We start from the raw sequence: 22,384 nt of genomic DNA on the forward strand, positions 1-22,384 counted from the left end.
GCCTAGGGCTGCGCCGGTATCTGGGGTGCAGGAACCCACGGTAGACCGGGGATCGTCGGATACGGGGCGGTCGGACTCCACGGCGGCGGCTGCGACGTCGGCGGAGCTTCGGTGGTCGGCGGGGGCGCCTCCGAAGTGGGCGGCGGCGGTGGAGGCGCCTCCGTGGTCTCCGGCGGAGGCGGCGGAGCTTCGGTCGCGGTCTGCGGAGGCGGCGCCTGCTGGGTCACCGTGCGGGTCTGTGGTGCGCGCGTCTGCGGCGCAGGCGCCTGAGTCTCTGGTGGTGGTGCGGCCGCGGTGGTCGTCGGGGCCGGCGTCGTGGTCGTGGTGACGGGGCCGGTGGTCGAGGCAGGCGTCGGTGTGGAGTCGTCGCGCATCACGTACAGCACGGCGGCGGTCAGCGCGGCCAGGACGGTTAGTACGCCTGCGAGCAGCACCAGCGCGGGCTTGCGGTACCACGGCAGCGGCGCCGCCTCCTGCTCGATGGGGTCGCGATCGAACTGCATTTGAGGACGCGGGTCATAGCCGGCGTCTGCCGGTGCGGCGTACTCGTATGGGTCACCGGCCGTGACATCGGGGACGTCGTCGGCGTCCGACCACGCCAGCGCGTGAAACGTGCTCGACTGCGGCGCGTCCTGCGGTCCGACTTCGGGTGCCATCGCGGTGGCTGCGCCCGCCGCGGCGGCGACACCGGGTGCCACCGCCATCGACGTCGCGCCCTCGTCGACTGTGCCGCGCACCGCCCGCAGGCCTGCCCCGATCGCGGCTGCCAACTCCGGCTGCGCCGCGGTGATGACGGGTACCCGAAAGTGTTCGGACAGTGTGGTGGTGACGATCGGGATGCGGGCCCCACCGCCGACACTCGCCACGGCGACGAGATCGGCGCCCCGAATTCCGTTGCGCTCCAATGAATCCTGAACGACGCCGACGAAGTCGGCGAGCGGCGTGCGGATCGCTTCGTCGAGTTCGTTGCGGGTCAGTCGCACGTCGCTGCGATGCCCTGGCAGCTCGGCCACCAATGAAGTGACGGCGGAGGTGGACAGCCGCTCCTTGGCTCCGCGGCACTGGGCGCGCAGCCGGCTCAGTGAGCCGATGGCCGAGGTGCCGGACAGATCGATGGTGCCCGCGGCCGACAAGTCATTGATGACGTGGGTAAGCAACGCCTGATCGATGAGATCGCCGGACAGGTCGGTGTGACGGACTGTCGGGCCGACTGGCGCGAAACCGTTCGTGGCGTCGACGAGCGTGATGCTGGTGCCGGTGCCGCCGAAATCGCAGAGCGCGATCACGCCGCGAGTCGGCACCCCGGGATCGTCCTGCAATGCGGTGAGCGCTGCCGACGCGTCGGATAGCAGCCGCGCCTGCTTGAGCTCCGGCATCGCCGATAGGGCGTTACGCAGTGCGTCGACGGCCGCGGGTCGCCAATGCGCGGGGTACGTGACGGCGACCGGGCCCGCCGCCGGCTTGCCGACGGTGTAGAGCATGGCGCGCAGCGCGTCGGCGAGCACTTTGTCGGCCAGATGTGAGGACCCGTCGGCCGCGACGATCCCGACGGGGTCGCCGACGCGGTCGACGAAGTCGGTGATGATCAGGCCACGTTCGGTCAGGTTGGGGTTTTCACTGGGCACACCGACCTCGGGTGGTCGGTGCGGATACAGCGTCACCACCGGCGAGCGCGTCACCGCGGTCCGCCCTACTACGACGGCGGTCAGGTTGGTGGCACCAACCGACAGCCCTACCCCGTCAGACATGTCACTCCGTCTCGATGAAACCCTATCGGTATTCCATCTTGTCTCACGGCGCCAGCGTTACTCAGCGAATGGTCCCCACACCGGGAATCAGTGGTAGATCCAGAGCCGTCACCCAGCCTGGCGAAAGGTCGTTGACCGCGGGCACCGCGTTGAGCGCCCGCAGGCCGGTGGCGAGGCAGCCTGCGGCGGCGGCATCGCGCCCCGAGCCGTCGGTGAACCGGAACGCCGTCTCCTGGAAAATGCTCGGTGTGCCCTCGATGTCGACGCGATAGACATCGTTCTGCGTGCCAGACGGCCAGTCCGGTGCGGCGTCGTTGCCGATCCTGTTGACGTGTTCGAGTTGAATACGGGTCTCGCCCTGGTATACGCCGTTGATCGTGAACCGCACGGCCGCAACGTTTCCTGGCTCGATGATGCCCTTGGCGGACTTGCGCTCGGTGGGCGTCACCCACTTGTCCCACGTCGTGGTGATCTCGTCGAGCATGATGCCTGCCGCATGCGCGATCATCGGAACTGTTGCGCCCCAAGCAAAGACCAGAATGTCGGGGTTTTCCAGCAGAGGTCGGTACTCCGGCGGCTTGCCGATGCCCATCTCGAACTCGTAGTCGCCTTCGTAGTTCGTGTAGTCCAGCAGTTCGGAGGCACGCACCTTGCGAACCTCTGAACACAGTCCCATCAGTGTCATCGGGAACAGGTCGTTGGCGAAACCCGGGTCGATGCCGGTGGTGAAGCAGGAGGAGCCGCCGAGTTCGCAGGCCACGGTGATGGGTTCGATCCAGTTCGGCGGGTTGAGGTGCATGGTCGGCCACACCCAGGGCGTCATCGCCGTGGAAACCACGTCGATGCCCGCCCGCAGGAAGCGGGTGATCAGCGCGATGTTGTCGTCGGCGTGCGCGGCGGTCGGACCGTAGTGCACCAGCGCGTCCGGTTTCAGCGCGATGAGCGCATCGACATCGTCGGTGGCGGACAGCCCGAGTTCTTCACCGAGAGAACAGATTTCACCGATGTCGCGGCCGACCTTGTCCGGGTTGCTCACCCCGACGCCGACCAGTTCGAACAGCGGATGCTTGACGATTTCGCCGATCACCATCCGGCCGACGAAACCGGTGCCCCAGACGACGACGCGCTTCCTGTCAGATTGCTTCACGGCCTTCACCATAGGCGGGCTCGCGATCCCCGGTGAGCAAGTTCGAGAGTCGGCGAACCTCGTTCCGTCGTTCGTCGATCTGCGCCCGCGTCGCCGCTTCGCTGACGGTGTCCTCCTCGGCGCGGGCAGCCAGACCTCGAGGTTGTGCCAGCACCTGCAGCGAATACTGACCTGGCGGGAATGTTCTCGCCGCGATGCGCCTTGAGGGTGGCATGACTTCATCACTTACTGGACGGCGCGCACTCGTAACCGGCGGATCGCGCGGCATCGGCGCCGAAATCGTTCGGCGGCTGGCTGCCGATGGCGCAGCCGTTGCCTTCACCTACGGCGCATCGGCGGTCGAGGCCGAGAAGCTGGTTGCGGAGGTCGGCGAGGCCGGCGGTACCGCCGTCGCCATTCAGGCCGACAGCGCGGACCCCGAACAGGTGGCCAAGTCGGTCGACGATACCGTCGCACAACTGGGCGGGTTGGACATCCTGGTCAACAACGCGGGCGTGGCGTACGTCGCCGACACCGAGTCGTTCCCACTCGACGAGTTCGACCGTCTCGTGGCCGTCAACGTGCGTGCCGTCTTCGTCGCGGTGCAGCGAGCACTTCCTCATCTCGGCGAGGGTGGCCGGATCATCAATATCGGCAGCGTCAACGCCGACCGGGTACCCGCTGCCGGCCTCGCCGTGTATGCGATGACCAAGGGCGCCGTCAAGAGCCTCACCCTGGGGCTGGCGCGCGAGCTCGGACCGCGCGGCATCACCGTCAACAACATTCAGCCCGGGCCGATCGCCACCGACATGAACCCCGAAGAGGGCGAATTCGCCGATTGGGCAAGGCCGTTGACGTCGCTGGGCCGCTACGGTCAGACCAGCGACATCGCCAGCGCGGTGAGTTATTTGGCAGGGCCGGAAGCGTCCTATGTGACCGGCGCCAACTGGAACGTCGACGGCGGTATCACGGTTTAGTTCACAGGTTGATCGGGTCAGGCGGCGGTACGGTCGTCGTGGTGTCTCGCAGCGCGGCCTTGAACTGCATTGCGCGGTAAGGCCATCCGATGTCGGTGTTCCACTGGGACACCACGAGACCGACGCCGCCCTGCACATCGAACCGCGAGCCTGGCAACAGGTAGCCGCCGTAGAGTTGGGCGACCCTGTTCTTGGAGTGGTTCTCGTCGTTCCATGACGAACCGAGCACGGGCATCTGGAGTTCAGTGGTGTGCATGTTGGCGACGGGTGAATCGACGACGCGGTAACCCAGCGCATACTGCGACGCCAGGAATCCGCCGAGCACCCACTTGCCTTGGGCCATCCGGCGAAACGTCAGCTCGCCCCATTTCTCGCCCTGCGGCGTGATCGGCGTGGCCGGCTGTCCCCACGCCCACTGACCGGCACTGTAGCCCCAGCTGACATATCGCGACTTCTGCCCGATGTCGTCGGGTCGCACCCGCATCAGGATGATGCCCTTGTCGCGCTGAAATCCCGTCGCCACGACGTAAACCCAGCCGTCGTCCAGGTCGTAGTCCCACGACCAGCATTGGGCGTGGCCGCCGTACAGATCGGCGGGAAACTTCGCCTCCTCACCCATGTGTGACCACGAGACGCCGCTGTCGTCGGAGCGCCAGATCTCGGTCCAGACGACGTTGCCGAAACCTCGATTCACGATGGCGTGCAAGTAAATCGAGTCGCCGACGCGCAGCAGGTCTGAGGGGATCACGGTACTGATGCCGCCGTGTGTCCAGCCGGTGGCGGCGTCGTCGTGGATGTAGTGCCACAGCTGGTTGGCGTAATTCGGGTCGTCTCCCCCGGCCCGCTCGTAAGCGATTTCGTGGTCGGCGTCGCCGGTGCCGATCAGCACGACGGGCGAGCGCCAGTCACCCTGACCGACCTTGCGACCGGAGAACGTATCGCCGAACACCGAAACCAGCTTGCCGTTGGGCGCGACGACCGACGCCCCGAGGTCGGTGCATGTGACGCCCCAACGGCTGGTGCGGCGCGGCCCGGTCAGGTTCACCACCTTGCCGTTGAGCAGCGGGACGGCAGTACCGGTGTGAGCCCTCCGGCGCCAGCGGGCCACTACTGGCAGATGCGCAGCCCGGCGGGCTCGCAGTACAGCGGATACTGCTCGACCGGAAATGGCAGCGGTCCCTGGTAAGTCATCGTGAACGGGATCGTGATGATCCCCGGCTGCAGTCCGCAAACGTCGTTGTGGGCGATGTTGCGGGTGCCCGTCATGGTGAGGTCGTCGAACTTGAACGTCTCGACTGTCGGCGCCCAGCTACCGTCGGGGCACTGCATCCCCTGGCTGGTGTTATAGGTCCACTCCCAGACGCCGCCGGTCAGCCGTGCCAGACCGCTGGCCAGACCTGACGACCCGGCCATGTGCAGCCTGCAGGCGACCGGCAGGTTCAGCGGCTCTCGCAGGTCGCCGACCACCGGTACGCAGGACGGCCAGATCGAGTAGGTCCCGCTGTCACCCTGCTCCGGCGTGTAGGTGTAGACGCCCTGGACGACCTGATCGGCGTGGGCGGGGCCCGCGAACCCAAGGGCCGCGCACGCCATGATGACGGCTGCGGCCAGACCACGGAATATTCTCACGTCGCTGAGTATCGCAGCCTTCGTTTCGCTAAGTCACGGTTTGGTGGCGCGACGGAGTTTCGGAGGCCCGACGCAGCGGGTAGAGATCCCAGGTGACGAAACCGGCGGTAGTGACCGCTGTCGGCGTCGTGGTGGCGGTCGTGGCTGCCCTCAGTGGCTGTTCCACCGGTTCCCGGGTTGATCTCGGCGACGACTCGTCGAGCAACCTGGTGGCCGCGATCGCGGGCGAGCCCGACCAACTCGACCCGCAGAAGACCAGCGCGTACTTCTCGTTCGAGGTGCTGGAGAACGTGTTCGACACGCTGGTGCAGCCCGACGCGAATCTGGAGATGCGGCCCGCTCTTGCGGAGTCCTGGGAGGTCAGCCCAGATCAACTCGCGTGGACGTTCCACCTGCGCCGCGGCGTCACGTTTCACGACGGCAGCCCGTTCACCGCCGACGACGTCGTCTACTCGTATCGGCGCATCATCGACCAGAAGCTGGCCAACGCCGACAAGTTCAGTGCCGTCACCAGCGTCACGGCACCCGACCAAACCACGGTTCGGATCACGCTCAAGCAGCCGACGCCGAATCTGTTGACCAATCTGGGCGGATTCAAGGGTGTGGCGATCGTGTCACGCCGGAACGTCGAGAGCGGCCAGATCGCAACGCATCCCGTCGGAACGGGACCGTTCGTATTCGCAAACCAGAAGAGCGGCGATTCGATCGTGCTGAAGGCGAATCCGACGTATTGGGCGGGGGCGCCGAAGGTTTCGGGTGTGACGTTCCGGTTCATCTCCGAACCGTCGACGGCGCTGTCGGCGCTCCAGGCCGGTGAGATCGACTGGACGGACTCCATTCCGCCGCAACGGGTCGCTGCGCTGAAAAACGACGACTCCATCACTCTGGCGGCGACGCCCAGTAACGACTACTGGTATCTCGCACTGAACGAGGCGCGGCCACCGTGGAATGACGTGCGGGTGCGCCAGGCCATCGCCTACGCCATCGACCGCGACGCCATCGTGCAGGCGACCAGTTACGGGACCGCCGTTGCCAATCAACTCGCGATTCCCAAGGGCAATCCCTGGTACACCCCGTACGACGGCTACCGCCACGACGTCGAGAAGGCGAAAGGTTTGCTTGCAGAAGCCGGTGTGGCGCCCAAGACCCTGGACATGCTGGTGACCACCGAGTATCCGGAAACGGTGACGGCTGCGCAGATCATCGCGGATAACCTTGCGCCACTTGGTATCACGGTGAACATTCGCACTGTCGACTTCGCGACTTGGCTCGACGAGCAGAACAACGGCCACTTCGACATGCTGATGATGGGCTGGCTCGGCAACATCGACCCCGACGACTTCTATTACGCACAGCACCACACCGGCGGCAGCAGCAACGCGCAGAAGTTCTCGAACCCCGAGGTCGACCGGCTACTCGATGCGGGTCGAGTCGAAACCAACCGGAATGCGCGTGGCGACGACTACAGCAAGGCGGCGACGCTCATCGCCGACGAAGCGAGCTACATCTACCTGTACAACCCGTCGGTGATCCAGGCCTGGACCAAGAGGCTGTCGGGCTACGAGGCGCGCCGCGACGGCGCGGTCCGGTTCAGCACCGCGACGCTGACTTCGGGAGGGGCAACGTGACTTCCGCACTCACCCATCCGATCACCCGTTTCATCGCGCGACGGCTGCTCTACTCCCTCGTCGTCCTTGCCGGTGTGCTCGTCGCGGTGTTCGCGCTCGTGCATCTCGTTCCGGGCGACCCGGTCCGCATCGCACTGGGCACCCGCTACACCCCGGAGGCCTACGACGCGCTGCGGTCGGCAAGCGGCCTGGATCGCCCCATCGTCGAGCAGTTCTTCGGCTACCTCGCCTCCGCGTTCACCGGAGACCTCGGCGTCAGCTTCCGCAACGGCGACCCTGTCACCGTCACTCTGCTGGAACGCCTGCCCGCCACCGTGTCACTCGGCGTCGTCGGCATTGTCATCGCGATGGTGATAGCGCTGCCCGCAGGGATCTTCTCGGCACTGCGCGAGGGCCGTGTCTCCGATGCGATCGTGCGCATCACCAGCCAGTTCGGCGTGTCCATTCCGGACTTTTGGCTGGGCATCTTGCTCATCGCACTGTTCGCGACGACGCTGGGCTGGCTGCCGACGTCCGGGTATCGTCCGCTGTTCGACGACCCGGTGGGTTGGCTGCGCCACATTGTATTGCCTGCTCTGACAGTGGGTTTGGTGGCCGCGGCGATCATGACGCGTTATGTCCGGTCCGCCGTGCTCGAAGTCGCGTCGATGGGTTACGTCCGCACCGCGCGGTCGAAAGGCTTGCCGCCGCGCGTCGTGACGTTCCGGCACACCGTGCGCAACGCGCTCGTTCCGGTGCTGACGATCACCGGTATCCAGCTGGCGACGATTCTCGGGGGTGTGATCGTCGTCGAGGTCGTGTTCGCCTGGCCGGGCCTGGGCCGACTGGTGTACAACGCGGTCGCGGCCCGCGACTACCCCGTCATCCAGGGCGCGGTGTTGTTGATCGCCATCCTGTTCCTGGTCATCAACCTGATCGTCGATGTGCTCTACGCGGTGGTCGATCCGAGGATCCGGTTGGCATGAGCACACTCACAGGCGAATCGACGCGCGTGGCGTCGTGGCGGCTGTTGTTGCGCAATCCGGTGACCGTCGTCAGCGCCGCCGTGCTCGGCGTCGTGGTTGTCGTTGCGGTGGTGGCCGACTGGATCACGCCCTTCGGTGTCAACGACGTCGATGTTCCGAACGCGTTGCGACCACCTAGTGGCGAACACTGGTTCGGCACAGACGAATTGGGGCGAGACGTGTTCTCGCGGGTGTTGGTGGCCATGCAGGCGTCGATGCGGGTTGCGGTGATCAGCGTCGCGTTCGCGGTCGTCGTCGGCGTCATGGTCGGTGTCATCGCCGGTTACCGTGGCGGCTGGGTCGATGCGGTGTTCATGCGCGTGGTCGACGTGATGTTTGCATTTCCTGTGCTGCTGCTGGCCTTGGCCGTCGTCGCGATCCTGGGACCGGGAACGACGACGACGATTCTGGCGATCGGCATCGTCTACACGCCGATCTTCGCGCGGGTGGCCCGAGCCAGCACTCTGAGCGTGCGCATCGAACCGTATGTCCAGATGTCGCGTGCCATGGGCACCGGAAGCCTGTACATCCTTGGCCGCCATATCGTTCCGAACATCGCCGGGCCACTGATCGTGCAGACGTCGCTGTCGTTGGCGTTCGCGATCCTGTCCGAGGCCGCCCTGTCGTTCCTCGGGCTGGGCATCCAGCCGCCGCAGCCGTCGCTGGGCCGGATGATCTTCGACTCGCAGGGCTTCGTGACGATGGCGTGGTGGATGGCCGTGTTTCCCGGTGCGGCGATCTTCGTCATCGTGCTGGCCTTCAACCTTGTCGGCGACGGACTGCGCGACGTGCTGGACCCCAAGCAGCGCACGATGATCGAGGCCAGGAGCCAGCGGTGACCGATCAAGTACTGAGTGTGCGCGGCCTGCGGGTACGCATCGGCAACCGCCACATCGTCCGCGACGTCGGGTTCGTCGTGCAGCGCGAACAGACGCTCGGCATCGTCGGCGAGTCCGGGTCGGGCAAGACGATGACCGCGCTCGCGGCGACGGGCTTGCTGGACACACCCGGCGCTGTCGTCGACGGCAGCAGCATCCTGGCGGGTGAGACCGAACTTGTCGGCGCGTCGCCTCGGTTGTTGCGCAGCGTGCACGGCGGCAAGATCGGTTTCGTCTTCCAGGACCCCGGCACCTCCCTGAATCCGTTGCTCACACTGGGCCGCCAGATCACCGAATCGCTTGAGACACACCGGAAGATGACGCGACGCCAGGCGAACACCCGTGCCCTCGAGTTGCTCGAGGCGGTAGGCCTGCCGGATCCCGCGAGCCGCCTGCACGCCTATCCTCACCAGTTGTCGGGTGGGCAGCGGCAGCGCGTGATGGTTGCGATCGCGCTGGCCTGCGACCCCGAACTGTTGATCGCCGACGAGCCGACCACATCGCTGGATGTGACGACGCAGGCCCAGATCATCGAGTTGGTTCGGGACCTGCAACGTGATTTCGGCACTGCGGTGGTGTGGATCAGCCACGATCTGGGAGTGATCGGACAAGTGGCCGACAACGTGACCGTGTTGCGCGACGGTGAAATAGTCGAGCAGGCCCCGATCCTCGAGCTATTCGACAATCCGCAGCACGCGTATACCCAAGAGCTATTGCAGGCGCGCCCGATCGTCGGCCGGTCCGCGCCTGCGCCCTTTGACGATGACGCGCCGGTGCTGCTGCGGGTCGACGGCCTCGATGTGCGGTTCGCCGTGACGACACCCGTCGGCAGATCGACTGTGCATGCCGTGAAACAACTTTCGTTCGACATGAAGCGAGGGATGACGCTGGGCTTGGTTGGCGAATCGGGCTCGGGAAAGTCGACGGTGGCGGGGGCGCTCACCGGGCTGGTCGAGCCCGACGCGGGCACCGCGCAATTGGACGGTGTGGACGTAATCGACGTTCGTGGGGCGGCGGGCAGGGCGCTGCGCCGCAAGATCGGACTGGTCTTTCAGGATCCGTTCTCGTCGCTGAACCCACGCATGCGGGTGCAGACCGCGATCGAAGAACCATTGCGCGTACACGGATTGGTCAAAGGCAAAAGTGATCGGCAGACACGGGTGGCCGAGCTACTCGAACTCGTCGGTCTGCCTGCATCTTTCGCGTCCCGGTACCCGCACGAGCTGTCCGGCGGGCAACGTCAGCGCGTGAGCATCGCCCGTGCGCTGGCCGCGGAACCGGAGCTGTTGATTCTCGATGAGGCGACTGCATCGTTGGATGTTTCGGTACAGGCTCACATCCTCGACTTGCTCGCGCAATTGCAGCGCGAGCTCGGGCTGACGTATCTGTTCATCGGCCATGACCTGGCGGTCATCCAGCAGATGAGCCACGAGGTGCTGGTGATGCGCGACGGTGAGGCGGTTGAGTACCGGCCCGCCGCGCAGCTGTTCGCCGACCCGGAGCACGAATACACCCGAGCGCTGTTGGCGGCAGTTCCGCCCGGGCGACCGCGCGCCGCTGTAGGGGCCGGCGAAGGCTCGTGAGAAGGTCTTGCCATGACGCAACTGGATGGCAAGGTCGCATTGGTCACCGGCGCCTCGGCAGGACTCGGCGCAGCCACAGCACAGCTCTTCGCCGAACGCGGCGCCTCGGTTTTCGGCATTGCACGCGATGCCGACCGGATGGCGACCGTTTTCGAAAACGTGCCGGGTGGCAAGTACGCGTCGGTGGACATCTCCGATCCCGCGGCGTGCAAGCAAGCCATCGCAGACTGCGTCGCTGAGTTCGGGCGCCTCGACATCCTGGCCAACATCGCCGGCTTCCACCAGATGCGGCACACACCGACGATGACCGACGACGACTGGGATCGCGACCTCGCGGTGAACCTGAACGGGCCCTTCTATCTATGTCGGGCCGCGCTTCCCCACCTGCTCGAAACGGGCGGCAACATCGTCAACGTGTCGTCGATCGCCGGCGTCGAAGGTGAGGTGTATTCGGCCGGGTACTGCGCGGCCAAGCACGGGCTCATCGGCCTGACTCGCGCGCTGGCCGTCGAATTCACGAAGGAGAAGCTGCGAGTGAACGCGGTGTGCCCCGGCGGCATGCCGACCGCTCAGTCGACGGAGTTTCAGGCCCCAGACGGCGCCGACTGGAACCTGATCCTGCGCATCGCCTCTCCGCGCGGCTTCATGGAGACCGTCGACGTGGCCAAAGCGATCGCGTTTTTGGCGAGCGACGACGCCGCCGCCATCCACGGGGCGGTGTACCGGGTCGACAACGGCAAGGGCGCCGGCTAGCCCGTTTGCTGTGACGCCCGTCACGCCAGTGCCTTGATTCATGCCATCTCACGCCGGGCAGTAGTCGATTCCTGCCAACCGGCGATCAATTGCTGCCAGCGGAATTAAACCTCTGACCTCCCCGTTTAACACATCAGAAACGATGGAGAGAATTCCCCACCGGCACCAAAGATGTTCGAGTCGCGACAACCGCGCCACGAGTCGGACAAGAAGAGAGGGCACCAAAATGAAGAAGTTCGGATTTGCCACAGTCATCGCCAGCGGCCTGGCCGCCGCGGTCCTCGGGCTCGCAGGCCCGGCCTCGGCCGACATCGGCCACCATGACTGGGTGAACAACACTCAGCCGTCGGTGAGCGTCCCGCACGTAGATAGCTCCGTGCAGCAGAGCCGCTGACCCCGACATACGAAGAGGGGCACCCATTTCGGGTGCCCCTCTTTCGTTGTGTGCCCTTAGTGCTCTGGCCGACGGCGCCCGAGGAACAGGGCGAGGCCGATGGCACCGAAGCCCAGCGCCACGGTCACCCCTGCGGCGACGTACAGGAAGATGTCTCGACCACTCATGCCGGCCGGTGACTCATCCGAGGCCAGCCGCAGTTGATAGTCGCCCGGCAGCGGTGCTTCCTGCGGAGCATCGAGACCCGGGAACTGCTGGGTCCGGTGCACCTCGAATTGCCGTTCACCGCTTGCCGTTTGGGTCCACTCGCCCCACGCCGGAGTGGCACCGTCGAGCAGCACCTTGCGCTCACCGAACTGGGGGTCGTCGCCGACGTCGATGATGCGCCGAACGCGGAACGGCTCATAGCGCGCGTGCGAGTAATTCACCAACACCGGGACGTTGTCGTAGCGCAACACCGGAGGCGGAGGCGGAGGCAACGGCAAGCCCACCGCGGGGATGTAGCCACCGCCGAAGAACGAGCCGACCGCCACGTTGAGGGCGGTGTCCACCGCCGCGTTGACGAGGTTGGCCGCAGTGTCGACGACAGCGGTGAAGCTGTACGCCGCGAACTGCGCCACGTCGAGCACGGCCCGCGCCAGCGGCGGGATCCAGATGATCCGCGGGGCGTTCTGGTAGACGTACACAATCCGAACGCGCTCGTGATACGGGTTCAGGATGATCGGCCGGTAGTACTCGTCGTACTGCACCCAATCCGGCCTCCACTGGCGGATCGGGCGGTCGAATACCCGGTCACTCGCGAGTCGAGCATCCACCTTCGCGCTAGCGCTGGCGTCGACACCGAGCGGGCTCTTCACGCCGAGATCAAGCCCGATCGAACTCGCGATCGAATCAACATCCTGCTTCGGCGCCGGATCTGCTTTCACCTCAATGGGTTTGGCGTTCTTGGCGACCTCGACATCCTCTTTGGGCGCTTCCAGTGTCTGCGGTTGCGACATCTGGATCACCTTGGCGGCCTGCGTCACCGAGACGGTTGGCTCGCCCGACGTGGCCGTTGCCGGCGACGTCTGCGCCGCGCTCACCTTCGGCTCGCCGGACGCCGCCGACTCGCTCGACGGCGATGATGCCGTGCTGCCCGTGGACGGCAGGTCCGCGGTTGCCGCGTTCGGTGGGACCAGCGCGGCCGACGGCGGCACGGAACCGACCGACGCCGTTGCGGAAGCGCTCGCGGTCTCCGACACTGACGCTGGCGACGACGGCGCCTGCGTGGCGGGACTCGGCGAGGCCACAGTCGAGGTGACCGTAGGCGTGTCAGAACTCGGGGCGACAGCACGTGGCGCGGGCGCCTCGACCTTCGTCACGGTCGGCGCCTCGACCTTCGGAGCCGGCGCAGCCGGCGTCGCCGTCGGCGATGCAGGCGCGACGACAGCCGTAGTCGTCTGCGTCACGGGCGCGGGCGCGACCGGTTCGACCACCTGCTGCGTCGGTTGCTGAGTCTGCGGTGCCTGCTCGACGGGCGCCGCAGGCGCAATGGCGGGCGCCTTCGGCGGCGCCTGTTGGACCGGAGCTTCAGTCTCCTCCGCGACCGGCGCCTTTGGCTCCGGCGCCGCGGCCGTCGTCGTGATGACCGGCTCGGTGTCCGGCTTGGCGAACGCCGGCGCGACTCCTCCAGTCAAAGCTGTGAGAGAGATCACGACTCCTGTCGCCAAAACGGCGACAACGCCTCGCTTCGAGCAGATTTCAAGCGGTGCACCCATCTGTGCATCGACTCCTCTAGTAACGGAGCGTGGCGGATTGCTCCGCCACTGCTGCCATGCGCAGCCATCTCCCCCAACGCTGGGCCCGGTCCAGCAGCTGCCGCGGCTCTGCTAATTCATCGCTGGTTTGCCGCAACTGTTACAGCCGCGCGGCGCATCCTTGAACTACCGACCCTGCGGGTCAGGAGGACTGCCATGTCACCCAGGTACGGATTGCTCGCCGCGGGACTCGCTGGCGCCGCGGTCGTCTGCGCGCCCGCCGTCGGCGCTGAGCCGGTGTGGCCGGTCGCCGGCGCAGAGGACGCCAACGCCACCGTCGACGACCTGCAAGCCCAGGGCTACGACGTTCAGATCAACTGGGTCAGCGGTGTGTCGTCGGTCCCGCTGCACTGGTGCAAGGTCACCGCCATTCACAACCCCAACCACGAGCCACCCACCGGCGAGACGTTGGCGACGGTCTACGTCGACGTGTCATGCCCCAATCCCGATGACGACTACTGGGGCGGTTTCGGCGTGGGAATCGGATTCTGACGCCCGTTCAGATCCTGGTCAACGTGATGAAGATCGGCTGCGAGTAACCCGGCGCGAGTCCCCATCTGCACCCGGTCGCCGGACTCGTCGTCAGCATCGTGCCGTTGTTCTGCGCGGAGTCCACATGGAACGTGACCGTGCCGGGCAGCACGCCGTCGTTGTTGCATTTCGTCCCGTCCGGCAGATCTGCCACAAAACTCCACACCGCGCCAAACGGGTGAGCCTCCGCAGACCAGCCGTTGCTGTCGGAGACGCGGGCGCAGTCGGGGCCGCACGGGGTGACGACCCAGGTGGAATTCAGGCCGGGTCCGTTGGGGATGAAGGTGCCGCTGAAGCCGTCGGCGTTGGCCTGTCCTGCGAGTCCGACCGCAGTTCCGGCGAGTACGACGGCTGCGGCGAGGCCTGGCGTGACGTTCATGGTGCACTCCATTCGCTGGCGGCGTAGAACGATTATTTGCGACCGAGGCGGCGACGGGAGAAGAAATGGTCGACATGACGTATGAGAAAGACATCACGGGCCTGGTGGTGATCGATCCGTACAACGACTTCATTTCCGACGGTGGCAAGGTGTGGGATCGGTTGAAGGGTGTCGCGGAGGCCAACAGCTGCATCCCTCACATGCTCGAGGTGCTCAATGCCGCGCGCAGAGCAGAGATTCGGGTCTTCTACGCGCTGCATCACCGGTATCGCCCTGGTGATTACGAGACGTGGCGCTACATAGCCCCGATTCAGCGAGCGGCCTGGGGACGCAAGACATTTGAATACGGCAGCTGGGGCGGTAAGTTGCGCAGCGAGTTCGAGCCCCAACCGGGCGACGTTGTGGCCCAAGAACATTGGTGCTCCAGCGGATTCGCCAACACCGACCTCGATGTACTGCTCAAGCGACACGGCATCCACAAACTGATAGTCATCGGCTTGATTGCACACACCTGCGTGGAGGCGACCGTACGCTATGCCGCCGAGCTCGGCTACGAAGTCACGATGGTGCGCGACGCGACAGCGGACTACTCGGATGTGGAGATGCATGCCGCGCTCGACGTGAACATTCCGAACTACGCGAGCGCGGTGGTGACGACAGACGAGATCGTGCGCGCGCTGTCCTAGGCGTCAGCAGCGCGCCAAGAATCTGCCAAGTCGGGGAAGGGAGTGTCGACCCTCACGAGATCGATCACGAGATGAGGGACGTTCATGAGGAAAGCCTTAGGCCACCAACGGCTTAAGAAGATGGCAATGGTCGCCGCGGTCGCGGCAACGATTCCAGTTGCCGCGTGCTCGTCGAGCACACCGACGCTGGACACGACCATTGCAAGCAAGGCGCCGACCACTGCCGCGGCAGCCGGCCAGGCCGCCGGCTGTGAGATCAACCCGGCGTCCGCACCGCTGCCCACTGCGGAGCCCTACCGATCGGTTCCAGCCGGCGCCAGGATCTCTGTCGCGATGAACGGCGTCCCGTCAGGCACTGTGAAGCCAGGCGATCCGATGACGGAAATCGATGTGACGCTGTGCAACAACTCGCCGGTCGACTACCCGAAAGTCGGCGTCGTGTTCGCGTTGCCGCGATGCAGTTGCGCGACTTCGCCGATGGGACTGCCCGAGGCCACCGCCGACCGCTTCGACGCGGCCACCGGAAAATGGGTCAAGCTGAAAGACCCTGTGATGGGGACCGGCATGGACTATCTGGGCGACTTCACTGATGTGCAGCCCATGCCCAAGGGCACGGTCGTGACGCTGAAATACCGTTTTGCGCTTGATGCTTCGATGACTGACGGCAGGGGCGCGGTGGAGGCCGCGGCCGTCATGCCTGATCCGCTTGTCGAGATCGGAAAGGCACATCTGCCGTTTGTCGTGTCGAAGGAGTCGACCGTCCCGCCGAAGAGACCAGAACCGACGGTGTTGCCATTGGCGGGCCTGACCTACCCGCGCGGTGTTGCTGTGAGTTCAGCAGGCGATGTCTACGTCGCCGACGGGGAAGGCGGCCGAGTGCTGAAGCTGGCGGCCGGGGCGACCGAGCAGACCGTGCTGCCGTTCACCGACCTCAACCGCCCTGATGGCGTCGCGGTCGATGCCGCCGGGAACGTCTACGTCACCGACGACACCAAGGTCCTGAAGCTGGCAGCCGGGTCGAATCAGCAGACGGTGCTGCAGTTCACCGGCCTCGAGCGCGCCCGGGCTGTCGCGGTCGATAACGCCGGCAACGTCTACGTCACCGACGACACGAAAGTGGTGAAGTTGGCGGCCGGATCAAACCAACAGAGCGTGCTGCCCTTCACCGACGACAAGTGGCTCCGCGGCGTGGCGGTGGACGCCGCTGGCGACGTCTTCGTCAACGCGGACAACAGGGTGTTGAGGTTGTCGGCCGGATCGACCGAGCAGACAGTGCTGCCGGTGACCGGAATCGAGGACGCCGAGGGTCTTGCGGTGGACGGCGCGGGTGACGTGTACGTCATCGACGCGGACAACCGAGAGATAGTGAAGATCGCAGCAGGCTCGAACAAGCAGACCGTGGTGCCGTCTCCCCTGCTCTACGCACCCCACGAGGTGGCGGTGGACGGCGCAGGCAATCTGTACGTCATCGACGCCCGCGGGTTCGGCCAAGTGCTCAAGATTGCGGAGGGCTCGTAAGCCAGAGATATTTTCGGCCGCGAGCGGCGTCCCCCGCGTTCGCCGCTCGCGGCCGAGCTGTTGATAAGCCAAAGCATCGCGCCGATCGCTACGCAGGGCATGCGTAGTCGACTACTCGAATTTCAGTACGGTGGGCGCATGAAGTACCTCGACGTCGACGGAATCGGGCGCGTCAGCCGGATCGGTGTGGGCACCTGGCAGTTCGGCTCACGCGAATGGGGTTACGGCGACAACTACTCCTCTGGTGTCGCCCGCGACATCGTGCAGCGCGCCCTGGCGTTGGGGGTGACGCTGTTCGATACCGCAGAGGTGTACGCGATGGGCGCCAGCGAGCGCATCCTCGGCGAAGCGCTCGGCGAGCAACGGTCGTCAGTCGCGTTGGCCAGCAAGATCTTTCCGATCGCGCCGTTTCCGCCGGTCATCAGACAGCGCGAACGGGCGAGCGCCAGGCGATTGCAGGTCGACCGCATTCCGCTCTATCAGATCCACCAGCCCAACCCGTTCGTCCCCGACTCGGTGATCATGCCGGGGATGCGCAGCCTGCTCGACAGCGGCGATATCGGCGCGGCCGGCGTCTCGAACTACTCGCTTGATCGATGGAAGAAGGCCGATGCCGCGCTCGGACGGCCCGTGATCAGCAATCAGGTGCAGTTCTCCCTCGCCCAGCCGAGCGCGCTCGAAGACATCGTGCCGTTCGCGGAGCAGGAGAACCGCATCGTGATCGCGTACAGCCCGCTGGCGCAGGGCCTGCTGGGCGGCAAGTACGGGATCGACAACCGGCCCGGGGGCGTTCGGGCGGTCAACCAGCTGTTCGGCACCGAGAATCTGCGCCGCGTGGAGCCGCTGCTGCAGACGCTGCGTGACGTGGCCTCAGATGTCGGCGCCAAGCCGGCGCAGGTCGCGCTGGCATGGCTGATCGCCCTTCCGAACGTCGTCGCGATCCCAGGCGCGTCCAGCGTGGAACAACTCGAGTTCAACGTCGCCGCCGCCGACATCGAGCTCAGCCCCGAGGCGCGCGATGCGCTCACTGCGGCCGCCAGGGCGTTCCGGCCGGTCTCTACCAGCCGCTTTCTGATTGACCGTGTTCGCGAGAAGCTCGGGCATTAGTTGGGATCGGTAGCACCGGGCGCGGTGTCAACTTGCGGCATGAACAACAACAAGGTCGTAGTGATCGTGGTCGGAGCGGTGGTCGCTCTCTTCGCAGTGTCGATGGTGATGCGGTTCGTCATGCTGAGCGAGTACGGCGTATCGGGCAGCTGGATGTACTTCGGTCTGCCGATGGGCGGTGTCGGTCTGGTCGTGCTGTTGCTGCGGCTCGGGCTGTTCAACTTCGGCGAGCGCTCGGCGCGCCCGATGCAGCCCTGGCAGCACAACATCGGTTACCAGGCGCCGCCCGTAGCGCCTCCGGTGCACGGCGCCTCGGTTTCTTCACGCCTGCAGCAACTCGACGGCATGCATGCCAGCGGCGCGATCTCCGACTCCGAATACAGCGCAAAGCGCCAGCAGATCATCGCCGGCATCTGACCGCTTACTTGCCGGTGCGCTCGCGGTGTTTGCATCCCGGCCAGCAGCAGGGTCGGCGCATGCCTTCCTCGAGCTCCTCCTGAGTCCGGCGAATGCGGCGCGCTCGGGTCGCCTCCTGCTTGGCGTCCTCGACCCAGCAGATGAACTCGTTGCGCGCCAAGGGTGTGATGTCTTTCCAGGCGGCGAGCGCCGTGGTGTTGGCGATCAGCGACTTGCGCAGGTCGTCGGGCAGCTTGTGCACCACTCCGCCCGGCACTCGTTGGCTGGTCATGGGGTCAGGGTAGCTGCCGCTGTGCGCCCCGCCCCCGTGACGGGGCGCACAGAAACGGCTCCGATTCTGGTATGACTGAGGCAAATACGACCCGTTAGGGAGGAGTCCCGCCTCGGTGCCCGGTTGGTGCGTTGAGCGGATAGCGACCTAGTGAGTGCCCCGACGACCGACCCCGTCATCTCGGCTGAGCAGCCCCCGCGATCGGCCGTAGCCAAATGGATCCGCCGCTTGGCGGTCCCGATCATCCTCGGCTGGATCGCGCTGATCGCGGTGCTCAACGTGGCCGTGCCGCAACTCGAGGTCGTCGGCGAGATGCGATCGGTGTCGATGTCGCCGAAGGAGGCGCCGTCGGTCGCCGCGATGATGCGCATCGGCAAGGTCTTCGAGGAGTTCGATTCCGATAGCTCGGCGATGATCGTCCTCGAGGGTGACAAGCCGCTCGGCGAGGACGCGCACCGCTTCTACGACGACATGGTCGCCAAGCTGCGGGCCGACAAGAAGCACGTCCAACATATTCAGGACTTCTGGGGCGACCCGCTGACGAGGGCCGGAGCGCAGAGCGACGACGGCAAAGCGGCCTACGTGCAGGTGTACCTCGCGGGGAACATGGGTGAGGCGCTCGGCAACGAATCGGTCAACGCCGTGCACAAACTCGTCGACGGGTTGAGTCCGCCGCCGGGAGTGAAGGCCTACGTCACAGGAGGGCCGGCGCTACAGGCCGACCAGGAGGCGGCAGGCAACAAGAGCGTCAGAACCATCGAGATCGTCACCGTCATCGTCATCATCACGATGCTGCTGTTCTTCTATCGGTCGATCTTCACCGTCGTTCTCGTGTTGCTGATGTTGATGCTGGGACTGTCGGTGACCCGCGGGGTGGTGGCGTTTCTCGGCTACCACGAGCTGATCGGATTGTCGACGTTCGCGACCCAGCTCCTGGTGACTCTGGCGATCGCGGCGTCGACCGACTATGCGATCTTCCTGATCGGGCGCTACCAGGAGGCGCGCACGGTCGGCGAGGACCGAGAGTCGGCCTTCCACACGATGTTCCGCGGCACCGCCCACGTGGTGTTGGGGTCGGGCATGACGATCGCAGGAGCGACGTTCTGCCTGTCGTTCACCCGGCTGCCCTACTTCCAGACACTGGGCGTGCCGCTGGCCGTGGGCATGGTCGTCGCGGTTCTCGTCGCGCTGACGTTGGGTCCCGCGATGATCACCGTCGCGAGCCGGTTCGGCTTGCTGGAACCCAAGCGCGCCATGCGGATCCGGTTCTGGCGACGCATCGGTGCCGCGATCGTGCGGTGGCCGGGCTTCATCCTGCTCGCCTCGATCGTCCTCGCGTTGGTCGGGCTGTTGACGCTGCCGGGCTACGAGCCCAGCTACAACGACCGCAAGTACCTACCGGCCGACCTGCCCGCGAATGAGGGTTTCGCGGCGGCCGAACGCCATTTCCCGGTGTCTCGGATGAACCCCGAAATGCTGCTCGTCGAAACGGATCACGACCTTCGCAATTCGGCTGATTTCCTGGTGATCGAGCGGATCACCAAGTACGTGACGAAGGTTCCCGGCATCGGACGCGTGCAGTCGATCACGCGCCCTGAGGGTAAACCGTTGAAGTTCAGCACGATTCCGGCCCAGATGAGCATGAGCGGCACGTTCCAGGAAATGAACCGCGACTACATGAACAACGTGATGGCCCTGATGAAGGTCCAGGCCAACGACATGCAAAAGACCGTCGACACGATGGACCGGATGATCGTGCTGATGGAAGAAATGAGCGCGACCACGCACAGCATGGTCGGCAAGTCCAACCAGATGGCGGTCGATGTCGCCGAATTACGCGACCACATCTCCGATTTCGACGACTTCTTCCGTCCGATTCGCAACTACCTGTACTGGGAACCGCACTGCTACGACATCCCGATCTGTTGGTCGCTGCGGTCGACGTTCGACGCGTTGGACGGTGTCGACACCATGACGGATGACTTCCAGAGCCTGCTGCCCGACTTGAACAAGCTCGATGCGCTGATGCCCCAGATGATTGCGACGATGCCGCCGACGATCGAGACGATGCGCAACGCACGCGACATGATGCTGAGCATGCAGTCGAGCCAATCGAGTCAGCAGGATCAGCAGCATGCGATGAGCGAAAATCAGTCAGCGATGGGAGATGCGTTCAACGACTCCCACAACGACGACACCTTCTACCTGCCGCCGGAGATCTTCGACAACAAAGACTTCAAGCGCGGCATGGACAACTTCATCTCCCCCAACGGCCACGCGGTTCGGTTCATCATCTCCCATGAGGAAGACCCGCTGTCGGCTGACGGCATCAACCGCATCGACGCCATCAAGAACGCCACCTTCGAAGCGATCAAGGGCACGCCGCTCGAGGGATCCAGGGTCTTCATCGGCGGCACCGCCTCGACGTTCAAGGACATGGAGGACGGCAACGCCTACGACCTGATGATCGCAGGCGTGGCTGCGCTGACGATGATCTTCATCATCATGCTGCTCATCACGCGCAGTGTCGTGGCATCCGCCGTCATCGTTGGCACGGTGGTGCTGTCACTGGGCGCCTCGTTCGGCTTGTCAGTTCTGTTCTGGCAGCACCTTCTTGGCATCCAGTTGCAATTCATGGTGATGGCGATGGCGGTCATCATCCTGTTGGCGGTTGGCGCGGACTACAACCTGTTGTTGGTGGCGCGAATGAAAGAGGAACTACCCGCCGGCATCAACACCGGAATCATTCGCGCCATGGGCGGCAGCGGATCCGTCGTGACGGCAGCCGGGCTGGTGTTCGCATTCACGATGATGTCGATGTCGGTCAGCGCGATGGTCGTGGTCGCACAAATCGGCACCACCATCGGAATGGGTTTGTTGTTCGACACCTTGGTGATTCGGGCCTTTATGACTCCGTCGATCGCGGCGCTGCTAGGTCGGTGGTTCTGGTGGCCGCAGGTGGTGCGTCAGCGGCCCGCGCCCGCAAGAGAACGCGTCCGCTAGCGACCGCCGATTGGTCAGACGTTCAGGCACAAAGGATTCGGCCCGCCACCGGGGGAGGGAGAGTGGCGGGCCGAACGATTGATGCAGCGGGTCAGCGTTGTGCGACGAGCACAGGCAGGTTGCGGTCGAAGACCGGCTTCTTGCCCACGGTGCCGGTACCGCCGCTCACGGTGCCCTTGCCGCCGTCAGCGCGCTGCGGCGCGGTGGTGATGACGATCTTGCCCCCGCGGCAGCTGACGATGTGGCCGTCGACGAACACATCCTGGCCGTCGTCGATCGGGATGTCGTAACCGTCGGCGTCGGTGTAGGTGCACCCGCCGGAGCCGGGGGTCGGCTCGTTGTCGACGGCGAAGGCGGTCGCCGGGGCCATGGCGAGAATGCCGAAGGCGCCGAGGACGGTCGCTGCGTACTTGAGGCCGGTCAGCTTGCGGGGGGCTGCAGTGGTCATCGTGGTGAATTCCTCTCGGGGAGTTTGGTGTCGGTGCCTGTTGTGGTGTTGAGAGAAATACTGCTGGTCAGCGGGCGCCCGCGTAATCGCCCACAAGCCAGATTCCACTGCTGGAATGGGAAGACTTTCCTATCCCCCGGGTAAGGACGGCGCGGACATCAATGGTCGGAGCGCCGGCGACCGCGGCTGCAGCGGCGTTGCCCGTTGCGGCCGTGGAGTATGCGACTCAAACGCCGAGAGTCTGGCGTTCTACGTCAGCTGGGACAAGTTGGACTGTCAGTCGTCTTTGGCGTGGCCCGGCCGGCCGGGAGTCGGGTCGTTGGCGGGGTCGGCCAGCGGATGAGGCCCTTTGGCGTCCTCCGGCAGGGCGTGATCGTCCCCGCCGGGATTCGGGTCACCTGATGGATCTACGTGATACTTCTCGCCGTCGCCCATGTCGTCCCCTCTCATCGTCGCGATAGCACATTCGAACACAGCGGCCACACGGTCGGTTGATGTTTGACCGTGC

23 protein-coding genes and 1 pseudogene are annotated in these 22,384 nt (G+C 65.3%); 14 read left to right on the top strand and 10 right to left on the bottom strand.

Annotation, left to right across the window (positions count from 1 at the left end):
• Window positions 1-2 precede the first annotated feature (2 nt).
• The 3 genes from GGC64_RS14630 to GGC64_RS14640 form a co-directional block, all read right to left on the bottom strand.
• Window positions 3-1,748 carry an Hsp70 family protein gene (locus tag GGC64_RS14630; RefSeq protein ID WP_192723218.1) on the bottom strand — a complete coding sequence of 582 codons (1,746 nt, stop codon included), beginning with the start codon at window positions 1,746-1,748 and terminating at the stop codon, window positions 3-5.
• Window positions 1,749-1,809: 61 nt separating this feature from the next.
• On the bottom strand, window positions 1,810-2,907 hold the full coding sequence (locus GGC64_RS14635; protein WP_192723219.1) for a dihydrodipicolinate reductase: 1,098 nt from the start codon (window positions 2,905-2,907) through the stop codon (window positions 1,810-1,812).
• Window positions 2,882-3,109 carry a hypothetical protein gene (locus tag GGC64_RS14640; RefSeq protein ID WP_192723220.1) on the bottom strand — a complete coding sequence of 76 codons (228 nt, stop codon included), beginning with the start codon at window positions 3,107-3,109 and terminating at the stop codon, window positions 2,882-2,884. The genes GGC64_RS14635 and GGC64_RS14640 overlap by 26 nt, the downstream gene beginning before the upstream one ends.
• Between GGC64_RS14640 and GGC64_RS14645 the strand changes: the two genes are divergently transcribed.
• A complete protein-coding gene (locus GGC64_RS14645) occupies window positions 3,108-3,851 on the top strand; it encodes a 3-oxoacyl-ACP reductase family protein (protein ID WP_192723221.1) in 744 nt (247 codons plus the stop codon). The genes GGC64_RS14640 and GGC64_RS14645 overlap by 2 nt on opposite strands.
• Before the next feature lies 1 nt (window position 3,852).
• Here GGC64_RS14645 and GGC64_RS14650 read toward each other — a convergent pair whose 3' ends face one another.
• Window positions 3,853-4,959 (bottom strand): DUF4185 domain-containing protein, encoded by a 1,107-nt coding sequence (locus tag GGC64_RS14650; protein WP_192723222.1) that lies wholly within the window; start codon window positions 4,957-4,959, stop codon window positions 3,853-3,855.
• Window positions 4,959-5,480, bottom strand: coding sequence for a hypothetical protein (locus GGC64_RS14655; RefSeq protein ID WP_192723223.1), 522 nt, complete (start codon window positions 5,478-5,480; stop codon window positions 4,959-4,961). Before GGC64_RS14655 ends, GGC64_RS14650 begins: the two co-directional genes overlap by 1 nt.
• A gap of 92 nt (window positions 5,481-5,572) precedes the next feature.
• Here GGC64_RS14655 and GGC64_RS14660 point away from each other — a divergent pair, with 92 nt between their 5' ends.
• The 6 genes from GGC64_RS14660 to GGC64_RS14685 all read left to right on the top strand — a co-directional run bounded on the left by GGC64_RS14660 (window position 5,573) and on the right by GGC64_RS14685 (window position 11,720).
• Window positions 5,573-7,108, top strand: coding sequence for an ABC transporter substrate-binding protein (locus GGC64_RS14660; RefSeq protein ID WP_192723224.1), 1,536 nt, complete (start codon window positions 5,573-5,575; stop codon window positions 7,106-7,108).
• Complete coding sequence (locus GGC64_RS14665; protein ID WP_192723225.1) at window positions 7,105-8,073, top strand: ABC transporter permease; 969 nt, start codon at window positions 7,105-7,107, stop codon at window positions 8,071-8,073. The genes GGC64_RS14660 and GGC64_RS14665 overlap by 4 nt, the downstream gene beginning before the upstream one ends.
• Window positions 8,070-8,951 (top strand): ABC transporter permease, encoded by an 882-nt coding sequence (locus GGC64_RS14670; protein WP_192723226.1) that lies wholly within the window; start codon window positions 8,070-8,072, stop codon window positions 8,949-8,951. The genes GGC64_RS14665 and GGC64_RS14670 overlap by 4 nt, the downstream gene beginning before the upstream one ends.
• Window positions 8,948-10,573, top strand: a complete 1,626-nt coding sequence (locus tag GGC64_RS14675; RefSeq protein ID WP_192723227.1) for an ABC transporter ATP-binding protein — start codon at window positions 8,948-8,950, stop codon at window positions 10,571-10,573. Before GGC64_RS14670 ends, GGC64_RS14675 begins: the two co-directional genes overlap by 4 nt.
• Before the next feature lie 12 nt (window positions 10,574-10,585).
• On the top strand, window positions 10,586-11,326 hold the full coding sequence (locus tag GGC64_RS14680) for an SDR family NAD(P)-dependent oxidoreductase (RefSeq protein ID WP_192723228.1): 741 nt from the start codon (window positions 10,586-10,588) through the stop codon (window positions 11,324-11,326).
• 226 nt (window positions 11,327-11,552) lie between these two features.
• On the top strand, window positions 11,553-11,720 hold the full coding sequence (locus GGC64_RS14685; protein WP_192723229.1) for a hypothetical protein: 168 nt from the start codon (window positions 11,553-11,555) through the stop codon (window positions 11,718-11,720).
• A gap of 56 nt (window positions 11,721-11,776) precedes the next feature.
• Here the strand turns inward: GGC64_RS14685 and GGC64_RS34700 are convergent, their stop codons facing one another.
• On the bottom strand, window positions 11,777-12,802 hold the full coding sequence (locus GGC64_RS34700; RefSeq protein ID WP_225951742.1) for a hypothetical protein: 1,026 nt from the start codon (window positions 12,800-12,802) through the stop codon (window positions 11,777-11,779).
• Here GGC64_RS34700 and GGC64_RS34705 point away from each other — a divergent pair.
• Both GGC64_RS34705 and GGC64_RS14695 read left to right on the top strand, forming a co-directional pair.
• Entirely contained in the window at window positions 12,768-13,214 is a 447-nt protein-coding gene (locus GGC64_RS34705) for a hypothetical protein (protein WP_225951743.1), read from the top strand. The genes GGC64_RS34700 and GGC64_RS34705 overlap by 35 nt on opposite strands.
• A gap of 458 nt (window positions 13,215-13,672) precedes the next feature.
• Window positions 13,673-14,008 carry a hypothetical protein gene (locus GGC64_RS14695; RefSeq protein ID WP_192723231.1) on the top strand — a complete coding sequence of 112 codons (336 nt, stop codon included), beginning with the start codon at window positions 13,673-13,675 and terminating at the stop codon, window positions 14,006-14,008.
• Window positions 14,009-14,015: 7 nt separating this feature from the next.
• Here GGC64_RS14695 and GGC64_RS14700 read toward each other — a convergent pair whose 3' ends face one another.
• Window positions 14,016-14,426: a hypothetical protein gene (locus GGC64_RS14700; RefSeq protein ID WP_192723232.1), complete on the bottom strand. Its 411-nt coding sequence runs from the start codon at window positions 14,424-14,426 to the stop codon at window positions 14,016-14,018.
• A 74-nt stretch (window positions 14,427-14,500) separates the two neighbouring features.
• On the opposite strand from GGC64_RS14700, the gene GGC64_RS14705 reads away from it, so the two are divergent.
• The 4 genes and pseudogenes from GGC64_RS14705 (at window position 14,501) to GGC64_RS14720 (ending at window position 18,154) form a co-directional block, all read left to right on the top strand.
• Window positions 14,501-15,112 (top strand): isochorismatase family cysteine hydrolase, encoded by a 612-nt coding sequence (locus GGC64_RS14705; RefSeq protein ID WP_225951744.1) that lies wholly within the window; start codon window positions 14,501-14,503, stop codon window positions 15,110-15,112.
• A 783-nt stretch (window positions 15,113-15,895) separates the two neighbouring features.
• Window positions 15,896-16,630 (top strand): annotated as a pseudogene (locus GGC64_RS35295) (NHL repeat-containing protein); the annotation flags it as partial.
• A 138-nt stretch (window positions 16,631-16,768) separates the two neighbouring features.
• Complete coding sequence (locus GGC64_RS14715) at window positions 16,769-17,737, top strand: aldo/keto reductase (protein ID WP_192723235.1); 969 nt, start codon at window positions 16,769-16,771, stop codon at window positions 17,735-17,737.
• A 39-nt stretch (window positions 17,738-17,776) separates the two neighbouring features.
• Complete coding sequence (locus GGC64_RS14720; protein ID WP_192723236.1) at window positions 17,777-18,154, top strand: SHOCT domain-containing protein; 378 nt, start codon at window positions 17,777-17,779, stop codon at window positions 18,152-18,154.
• A 4-nt stretch (window positions 18,155-18,158) separates the two neighbouring features.
• Here GGC64_RS14720 and GGC64_RS14725 read toward each other — a convergent pair whose 3' ends face one another.
• A complete protein-coding gene (locus GGC64_RS14725; protein WP_192723237.1) occupies window positions 18,159-18,425 on the bottom strand; it encodes a YdeI/OmpD-associated family protein in 267 nt (88 codons plus the stop codon).
• Between the two features lie 150 nt (window positions 18,426-18,575).
• Between GGC64_RS14725 and GGC64_RS14730 the strand changes: the two genes are divergently transcribed.
• Window positions 18,576-21,428 (top strand): MMPL family RND transporter, encoded by a 2,853-nt coding sequence (locus GGC64_RS14730; RefSeq protein WP_192723238.1) that lies wholly within the window; start codon window positions 18,576-18,578, stop codon window positions 21,426-21,428.
• Between the two features lie 91 nt (window positions 21,429-21,519).
• Here the strand turns inward: GGC64_RS14730 and GGC64_RS14735 are convergent, their stop codons facing one another.
• Window positions 21,520-21,876 carry a hypothetical protein gene (locus GGC64_RS14735; RefSeq protein WP_192723239.1) on the bottom strand — a complete coding sequence of 119 codons (357 nt, stop codon included), beginning with the start codon at window positions 21,874-21,876 and terminating at the stop codon, window positions 21,520-21,522.
• A gap of 276 nt (window positions 21,877-22,152) precedes the next feature.
• Window positions 22,153-22,326: a hypothetical protein gene (locus tag GGC64_RS14740; protein ID WP_192723946.1), complete on the bottom strand. Its 174-nt coding sequence runs from the start codon at window positions 22,324-22,326 to the stop codon at window positions 22,153-22,155.
• Window positions 22,327-22,384 lie beyond the last annotated feature (58 nt).

It is taken from the genome of Mycobacterium sp. OAS707 (assembly GCF_014873705.1).
Taxonomy (GTDB): Bacteria; Actinomycetota; Actinomycetes; order Mycobacteriales; family Mycobacteriaceae; genus Mycobacterium.

What these genes read in the sequence shown, in the direction of transcription:
- GGC64_RS14630 (WP_192723218.1), bottom strand. Translation starts at nt 1,748, where the DNA reads ATGTCTGACGGGGTAGGGCTGTCGGTTGGTGCCACCAACCTGACCGCC.
- GGC64_RS14635 (WP_192723219.1), bottom strand. Translation starts at nt 2,907, where the DNA reads ATGGTGAAGGCCGTGAAGCAATCTGACAGGAAGCGCGTCGTCGTCTGG.
- GGC64_RS14645 (WP_192723221.1), top strand. Translation starts at nt 3,108, where the DNA reads ATGACTTCATCACTTACTGGACGGCGCGCACTCGTAACCGGCGGATCG.
- GGC64_RS14640 (WP_192723220.1), bottom strand. Translation starts at nt 3,109, where the DNA reads ATGCCACCCTCAAGGCGCATCGCGGCGAGAACATTCCCGCCAGGTCAG.
- GGC64_RS14670 (WP_192723226.1), top strand. Translation starts at nt 8,070, where the DNA reads ATGAGCACACTCACAGGCGAATCGACGCGCGTGGCGTCGTGGCGGCTG.
- GGC64_RS14680 (WP_192723228.1), top strand. Translation starts at nt 10,586, where the DNA reads ATGACGCAACTGGATGGCAAGGTCGCATTGGTCACCGGCGCCTCGGCA.
- GGC64_RS14685 (WP_192723229.1), top strand. Translation starts at nt 11,553, where the DNA reads ATGAAGAAGTTCGGATTTGCCACAGTCATCGCCAGCGGCCTGGCCGCC.
- GGC64_RS14695 (WP_192723231.1), top strand. Translation starts at nt 13,673, where the DNA reads ATGTCACCCAGGTACGGATTGCTCGCCGCGGGACTCGCTGGCGCCGCG.
- GGC64_RS14700 (WP_192723232.1), bottom strand. Translation starts at nt 14,426, where the DNA reads ATGAACGTCACGCCAGGCCTCGCCGCAGCCGTCGTACTCGCCGGAACT.
- GGC64_RS14705 (WP_225951744.1), top strand. Translation starts at nt 14,501, where the DNA reads ATGACGTATGAGAAAGACATCACGGGCCTGGTGGTGATCGATCCGTAC.
- GGC64_RS14715 (WP_192723235.1), top strand. Translation starts at nt 16,769, where the DNA reads ATGAAGTACCTCGACGTCGACGGAATCGGGCGCGTCAGCCGGATCGGT.
- GGC64_RS14720 (WP_192723236.1), top strand. Translation starts at nt 17,777, where the DNA reads ATGAACAACAACAAGGTCGTAGTGATCGTGGTCGGAGCGGTGGTCGCT.
- GGC64_RS14725 (WP_192723237.1), bottom strand. Translation starts at nt 18,425, where the DNA reads ATGACCAGCCAACGAGTGCCGGGCGGAGTGGTGCACAAGCTGCCCGAC.
- GGC64_RS14735 (WP_192723239.1), bottom strand. Translation starts at nt 21,876, where the DNA reads ATGACCACTGCAGCCCCCCGCAAGCTGACCGGCCTCAAGTACGCAGCG.
- GGC64_RS14740 (WP_192723946.1), bottom strand. Translation starts at nt 22,326, where the DNA reads ATGAGAGGGGACGACATGGGCGACGGCGAGAAGTATCACGTAGATCCA.